Consider the following 6,130-nt stretch of genomic DNA (forward strand, 5'->3'; position numbering starts at 1 on the left):
GCGGCCTGATGATCCTGCGGCACCTGGGCGTGATCAACGGCGCTCCGTGCTGCCGTCCAGGCCCAGCAACTCCGGGCGTGTGCCGAAGACCTGCATGACGTCGCCCAGCGACATCCACCAGTCGTCATGCCATTTCAGCACGCGCAGGCGTTTGTCGGCGGTGTTCAGCTGCCGGTAGCTGGGCAGCCCCACGCTGCTGAACAGGTGCGGCAGCAGGGTCTGGTACAGCCAGGTGCGCAGGCGGCGTGCGCGCGGGCTGGCGTCGTTCAGGCTGAGGCGCAGCAGGTTCTCCAGGTCGATCATGGCCTGGGGCGTTTCCTCGTTGCCGAACAGGATGCCTTCCGGGCGGCACAGGCGCAGCAGCGAGGCGTTCCAGTCATCCATCTCCAGTGCCTGGCAAACGGGGCCGGCGGCGAACCAGAAGTGTCCGTCGGGCGTGCGCTGGACCGTGAAGCGGATGTCTTCGAAGCTGGGGTGGAGTGGGCTGATCATGGCGCTCTCCTTGTGCACGAAACAGCGATCGGTGAAATGCGATGAAATCATGAATTTCATATAAAATACAACAGACTGTTCAATCTAGCGTGGGGGCGGAATTTAACGTCCGCGTCCATGACCGAGAAATCCGAATTCGCCCAGCGGCTGCGTAGCGCCATGCTCGCAGCTGGATATCCAGACCGCCCAGCCGTGCTCGAACGCGAGTTCAACTCGCGCTATTGGGGACGTTCGGTGACGTTTCAGGCTGTTTCGCGCTGGCTGCGTGGCGAGTCGATCCCCTCCCAGGACAAGCTGCAGGTCCTGGCCGAGTGGCTGCGCATCGAGCCGCAGGTGCTGCGCTTCGGTGAGCGGGCCGGGGTGACGGTGCGCGAGCAGCGCGGGCGCTGGGAGGACCCCAAGTTCTACCAGGAGCGCGAAGTCATCGAGACCTTTCTCGGCCTGCCTGCGCAGCAGCGCAAGGTGGTGCGTGAGGTGGTGATGGCCCTGGCCCTGGCGGCCAAGGCCAACGGCGAAGGCGAGCGCTGACGGGGCGGCGGCGTCACCGATAGAAGGCCGAGGGCGTCACGCCGAACTGACGGCGGAACGCGGCGGCGAAGGCGCTCTGGCTGTCATAGCCGTGCTGCAGCGCCACCTGCAGCACGGGCAGGCCCTGCGCCAGGGCTTCCAGCGAGAGCAGCAGGCGCGCCTGCTGACGCCAGCGGCCGAAGGTGACGCCGGTGCTGCGCTGGAAATGGCGGTGGAAGGTCTTGCTGCTCATCGCCAGTTGCGCCGCCCAGTGTTCGGCCGAGTCGCTCTGCGCCGGGTCATCCGCCAGGCTCTGGCACACCCGGGCGATGCGCGGGTCACTCGGCCAGGGCAGGTGCAGCGGCAGCACCGGCAGGCTGCTCAGTTCATCCAGCAGAAAGCGCATCAGGCGGCCATCACGGCTGTCGGCGGTGTATTGCGCCGGCACCAGGGTGGCGGCCTGGATCAGCTCGCGCAGCAGCGGGTTGACGTCGATCACGCGGTTGCCAGCCGGCAGCCCCGGGGCGGCATCGGGATTGACGAACAGGCTGCGCACGCGGGTGACGCCGCGCATGTGCAGGGCATGTTCGCAGCCGGCCTGCAGCCACACGCCCCGGTTCGGTGGGGTCACCCAGCGCCCGGCCGGGGTATCGACCACCAGCACGCCTTCGATGGCGTAGATCAGCTGTGCGCGCGGGTGGTTGTGCGACGGCACCCGGTGGCCGCTGGGGTAGTCGACGGCCACGCCGGTGACCGGCATGGCCAGTGATTCATAGGGCAGTTCGGTGTGATCGACCATGGCGGGCTGCGCGGTGGGAGGGCGAGCCAGCCTAGCGCTGTGCCGCCAGGTTGTCCATTTCGCGACAGTGATAGGCCATTTGGCGTGAGATGGTCGAGGCCGTGCGCTCTACGCTGGGCACTCATCCATGCAGGCACCACCATGACCGTCCTCATCCCGCTGCTACCCGCCCTGAGCCTCGGCCGGGGTCCGACTCGGTGCGTGACCGCCACGCGCCGCTGATCTCCCCCTGATCCCGGCCTCAGGCAGCCTGCAGCGCAGGCAGGGGAGATCACGCTGTTCTCCGTTCTCCATCGAGGCTTTGTCATGTTGCGTAATCCGCATAGCAAGTACCGCGCGTTCCCCCCTGTCGACCTGCCTGACCGGCGCTGGCCGCAGCAGCGCCTGCACCAGGCGCCGATCTGGCTGTCCACCGACCTGCGCGACGGTAACCAGGCGCTGTTCGAACCGATGAACCGCGAGCGCAAGCTGCGCCTGTTCGGCGAGCTGGTGCGCCTGGGGTTCAAGGAAATCGAAGTGGGCTTTCCCGCTGCCTCGCGCACCGACTTCGACATCATCCGCCAGCTGATCGACGAGGGTGGCATCCCGGACGACGTCACGCCGATGGTGATGAGCCAGCTGCGCGACGACCTCATCGAGCGGACCGTGCAGGCCGTGGCCGGCGCGCGGCGGGTGATCGTGCACCTGTACAACGCCATCGCCCCGGTATGGCGCGAGGTGGTGTTCAAGCTCTCGGTGGATGAGGTGGAGGCGCTGGTGGTGCGCCATATCCAGTCGTTCAAGGCGCTGACGCAGGCCCATCCCGAGACCGAGTGGGTGTTGCAGTATTCGCCGGAAACCTTCTGCATGGCCGAGCTGGAGGTGTCGCTGCGCATCTGCAACGCCGCCATTGCGGCCTGGGACGCCGGGCCTGGGCGCCCGATCATCATCAACCTGCCGACCACCGTCGAGGTCAGCACCGCCAATGTCTTCGCCGACCAGATCGAGTGGATGCACCGGCGCCTGGCGCGGCGCGAGCATGTGCTGCTCTCGGTCCACCCGCACAACGACCGCGGCACCGGCGTGGCCTGTGCCGAGCAGGCACTGCTGGCGGGCGCGCAGCGGGTCGAGGGCTGCCTGTTCGGCAATGGCGAGCGCAGCGGCAACCTCGATCTGGTGACCCTGGCGCTGAACCTCTACACCCAGGGCATCGACCCGGGCCTGGATTTTTCCGACATCGCCGGGGTGGCGCGGGTGGCCGAGGCCTGCACCGGGCTGCCGATTCACCCGCGCCATCCCTACGTCGGTGACCTGGTGTTCACCGCCTTCTCCGGCTCGCACCAGGACGCCATCGCCAAGGGCTTCGCCGCTCGGACGCCGGATGGGCCGTGGCAGGTGCCGTACCTGCCGATCGACCCGCAGGACCTGGGGCGAACCTACGACAGCATCGTGCGGGTCAACAGCCAGTCCGGCAAGGGTGGCATCGCCTACCTGCTGCAGCGCGACCAGGGCGTGCAGATGCCGCGCCGCCAGCAGGTGGAGTTCAGCGCCATCGTGCAGAAGCAGGCCGACAGCAGCGAGACCGAACTGTCCAGCGCCGAGCTGTGGCAGCTGTACCAGCGAACCTACCTGGCCCCCGCACGGCCGGGCGGTGCACTGGTCTATGTCGGCCATCGCCTGCAGGACGACGGCGAGCGCCAGCGGATCGAACTGGATGTCGAGGTGGCCGGTCGGCCCCTGCAGCTGCGTGGTGCAGGCAATGGCCCGCTGGCGGCGGCGGTGGCCGCCCTCGACCTGCCGCTGCGTGTCGACGATTACCAGGAGCACAGCCTGGGTGGCGGTAGCGAGGCCTGTGCGCTGGCGCTGGTGGAGGTCAGCTGGCCAGGGCAGCCCGGCTCGCGTTTCGGCGCCGGCCGTGATGGCAACCTGTTGCGTGCCTCGCTGCAGGCGTTGCTGGCCGCGGTGTCGCGCTTCGCCCCGAGCACGCAGCGGCTCGCCGAGCGCTGTCGCTGAGGAGGCCGGCAGGGCGGGCAAAGGCGGCGCAGGCGCGCCGCCGGGTCAGGCCTCAGCCCAGCAGTTCGGCAAAGGCCTTGTCCGCTTCGAGCACCTCCGGCAGCGCAGCGAACAGTGTGTCCAGCGCCACTTCCTCGAACAGCGGACCTTCCAGGCTCTGCTGCGCCTGCTCGCTGACGCCATCGAGCTCGATGGTTTCGGCGACCAGCACCGACTGCGCGACCAACCGTGCGTACTGGCTGTCGCCGGGGGCCTGGGTCGGGCGGGCCTGGTAGGCGATGGCGTGCTGGATCAGCTCCGGCAGTTGCCAGCGGCGCGCCAGCTCGGCGCCGACCTCCGGGTAGCCGAAGCCCAGTTGCAGGTTTTCCTCGGCGGCATGGGCGGCGGCTTCGCGCTTCGGGTGGCGGTTCATGCGCCGGGCGAAGTCCGGTGCGCCGGTCTGGATCAGCAGTTCGCCGATGTTGTGCATCATGCCGCAGGTAAAGGCGGCATCGGTGTCCAGCTTGAGCTGCTTGGCCAGGCAGCGGGCGATGCTGGCCACGCGGAAGCTGCGAATCCAGAAGCCCTTGAGGTCGAAGCCGGTATCGGCCTGGAACGCACCCGTCATGGCCGAAGCCAGCACCAGCGTGCGCAGGGTGTTGAAGCCCAGGCGCATGGCGGCGTCCTCGACGCTGACCGCCTCGCGCGCACCACGAAAGCGCGGGGAGTTGGCCAGGCGCAGCACCTTGGCCGCGATCACCGGGTCCCGCTCGATGTTGCGGGCCACGCTCTCCAGGCTGGAGGAGGGGTTGTCGAACTGTTGGATGAGTTCCTGCGCGACTTTCGGAATGCTGGGCAGGGTGTGCAGCTGGTCGAAGAGGCTTTCTATATCCATGGTGGCTCCGATAGATACGGGCGCGGCGCTGGCGCTCGGTGACAAAGTGCTCTTTGAGCATAGCCGCGCCTGCGCTCGCGGCCAGTCGCGCAGCCGCTGGTTAGAGCCTTTTCGTCGTGCCGTTGGCGTCGAACAGGCACGCAGAAGCACCAGCCGGGAAGGGGGCTGGTGCTTCCGCCTACAGCCTTACTGGCGCGGCGCCGCGCTGGTCTGCGCGGCGGCGGACCACACCCGGTAACGCACCTCGACATCGGCTGGCGCGTAGATCACCAGTGGCAGCTTGCTGTTGTAGCGCACCAGTTGCGGCTCGCCGCCGACACGCACGAACGCCTGCTTGCGACTGCCGTCCGGGCAGGCCATCAGGGTGCTCATGGCCGGGCCGACCTTGCTCAGTTCGTAATAGCTGTAACCCCAGCCTTCGACGTTCTTCTCCTGCCACTGGCCGCCCAGGCGCTGCTGGTTGCAGTCCACTTCCAGGGTCTTGCCGGCGATGATCTCGACCTTGTGCTCGGCTTCGTTGGCCTGGGCCGGCAGTTCGATCACGTGGCGGTTGTAGCCGTCAGCGGCGGCAGGGTAGGGCTTGAGGGCTTCTGGCGTGGCGGCGCAGGCGCTCAGGGGCAGGGCGCAGGCGAGGGCCAGCAGGGGCAGTTTGCTTCGGGTCATGATGATTCCTTGCTGAAAGGCCTTGTGGGCCGTCCGTTATGAGGGGCCGCCAGGTCGGCGGAGCAACACTGACCATCTGAAATAGGCCAGGTTCCCCTGTTTTTCAAGCAAGGTGGGGCGAGTGGGCGGGTGCCACGCCGGGGCGCCCGCCGACAGAGGCGTGATCAGGCGAAGACGAAATATTTGCGTACGGTTTCGACCACTTCCCAGGTGCCCTTCATGCCGGGTTCGACCACGAAAATGTCGCCGGCCTTGAGGTGGATCGGCTGCATGCCGTCCGGGGTGATGATGCAGTAGCCTTCCTGGAAGTGGCAGTACTCCCACTTCACGTACTCCACGCGCCACTTGCCGGGCGTGCAGATCCAGGTGCCCATGATCTTGCTGCCGTCTTCGGAGGTGTAGGCGTTGAGGTTGACGGTATGCGGGTCGCCTTCGATGCGCTCCCATTTGCAGGCGTCGACGACGGGCATCGGCTGGGTATCGCGCAGAACGGTGATCGGTTGGTTGGCCATGGAGCGCTCCGGTGAAGGATCAAAGGGGCGTTCACCATAGAGGGCGCGGGCGGCGGTCAGTTGCCTGGGGTCGACATGGGGCTGTTCATTCGCGCAGTGCAGATGCCGTTGCGGCCCGGAAAAAACGAAGGCCGGCGTTTCGGGCCGGCCTTGCGGTGTGGCGCATAGCATCGAGTCATACGAGGTTCTCGATCCGTTCGTGGAAGGGGTTCAGGCGACGCGGTTCTCGATCAGACGGTCGGAGCCACCTTCGGCAACGCGGTTCTCGATCAGACGGTCGGAGCCACCTTC

7 protein-coding genes are annotated in these 6,130 nt (G+C 67.3%); 2 read left to right on the top strand and 5 right to left on the bottom strand.

From position 1 onward, the window contains the following. Positions 1–33: 33 nt before the first annotated feature. Positions 34–492 (bottom strand): Bro-N domain-containing protein, encoded by a 459-nt coding sequence (locus E4487_RS05035; protein ID WP_134677171.1) that lies wholly within the window; start codon positions 490–492, stop codon positions 34–36. A gap of 117 nt (positions 493–609) precedes the next feature. On the opposite strand from E4487_RS05035, the gene E4487_RS05040 reads away from it, so the two are divergent. Continuing rightward, a complete protein-coding gene (locus E4487_RS05040; protein ID WP_037056173.1) occupies positions 610–1,020 on the top strand; it encodes a transcriptional regulator in 411 nt (136 codons plus the stop codon). Positions 1,021–1,033: 13 nt separating this feature from the next. On the opposite strand, the gene E4487_RS05045 is transcribed toward E4487_RS05040, so the two are convergent. Further along, complete coding sequence (locus tag E4487_RS05045) at positions 1,034–1,798, bottom strand: helix-turn-helix domain-containing protein (RefSeq protein WP_037056175.1); 765 nt, start codon at positions 1,796–1,798, stop codon at positions 1,034–1,036. Between the two features lie 306 nt (positions 1,799–2,104). Between E4487_RS05045 and leuA the strand changes: the two genes are divergently transcribed. Beyond that, positions 2,105–3,790: a 2-isopropylmalate synthase gene (gene leuA, locus E4487_RS05050; protein ID WP_175252839.1), complete on the top strand. Its 1,686-nt coding sequence runs from the start codon at positions 2,105–2,107 to the stop codon at positions 3,788–3,790. A gap of 52 nt (positions 3,791–3,842) precedes the next feature. Here leuA and E4487_RS05055 read toward each other — a convergent pair whose 3' ends face one another. The 3 genes from E4487_RS05055 to E4487_RS05065 all read right to left on the bottom strand — a co-directional run bounded on the left by E4487_RS05055 (position 3,843) and on the right by E4487_RS05065 (position 5,839). After that, positions 3,843–4,664 carry an HDOD domain-containing protein gene (locus tag E4487_RS05055; protein WP_150605955.1) on the bottom strand — a complete coding sequence of 274 codons (822 nt, stop codon included), beginning with the start codon at positions 4,662–4,664 and terminating at the stop codon, positions 3,843–3,845. A 186-nt stretch (positions 4,665–4,850) separates the two neighbouring features. After that, positions 4,851–5,327, bottom strand: a complete 477-nt coding sequence (gene eco / locus E4487_RS05060; protein ID WP_150605953.1) for a serine protease inhibitor ecotin — start codon at positions 5,325–5,327, stop codon at positions 4,851–4,853. A gap of 164 nt (positions 5,328–5,491) precedes the next feature. Then, positions 5,492–5,839 (bottom strand): cupin domain-containing protein, encoded by a 348-nt coding sequence (locus E4487_RS05065; protein ID WP_037056186.1) that lies wholly within the window; start codon positions 5,837–5,839, stop codon positions 5,492–5,494. Between the last annotated feature and the right edge of the window lie 291 nt (positions 5,840–6,130).

It is taken from the genome of Pseudomonas sp. BMW13 (assembly GCF_013357275.1).
GTDB lineage: Bacteria > Pseudomonadota > Gammaproteobacteria > Pseudomonadales > Pseudomonadaceae > Aquipseudomonas > Aquipseudomonas khazarica.

What these genes read in the sequence shown, in the direction of transcription:
- E4487_RS05035 (WP_134677171.1), bottom strand. Translation starts at nt 492, where the DNA reads ATGATCAGCCCACTCCACCCCAGCTTCGAAGACATCCGCTTCACGGTC.
- eco (WP_150605953.1), bottom strand. Translation starts at nt 5,327, where the DNA reads ATGACCCGAAGCAAACTGCCCCTGCTGGCCCTCGCCTGCGCCCTGCCC.
- E4487_RS05055 (WP_150605955.1), bottom strand. Translation starts at nt 4,664, where the DNA reads ATGGATATAGAAAGCCTCTTCGACCAGCTGCACACCCTGCCCAGCATT.
- E4487_RS05040 (WP_037056173.1), top strand. Translation starts at nt 610, where the DNA reads ATGACCGAGAAATCCGAATTCGCCCAGCGGCTGCGTAGCGCCATGCTC.
- E4487_RS05045 (WP_037056175.1), bottom strand. Translation starts at nt 1,798, where the DNA reads ATGGTCGATCACACCGAACTGCCCTATGAATCACTGGCCATGCCGGTC.
- E4487_RS05065 (WP_037056186.1), bottom strand. Translation starts at nt 5,839, where the DNA reads ATGGCCAACCAACCGATCACCGTTCTGCGCGATACCCAGCCGATGCCC.
- leuA (WP_175252839.1), top strand. Translation starts at nt 2,105, where the DNA reads ATGTTGCGTAATCCGCATAGCAAGTACCGCGCGTTCCCCCCTGTCGAC.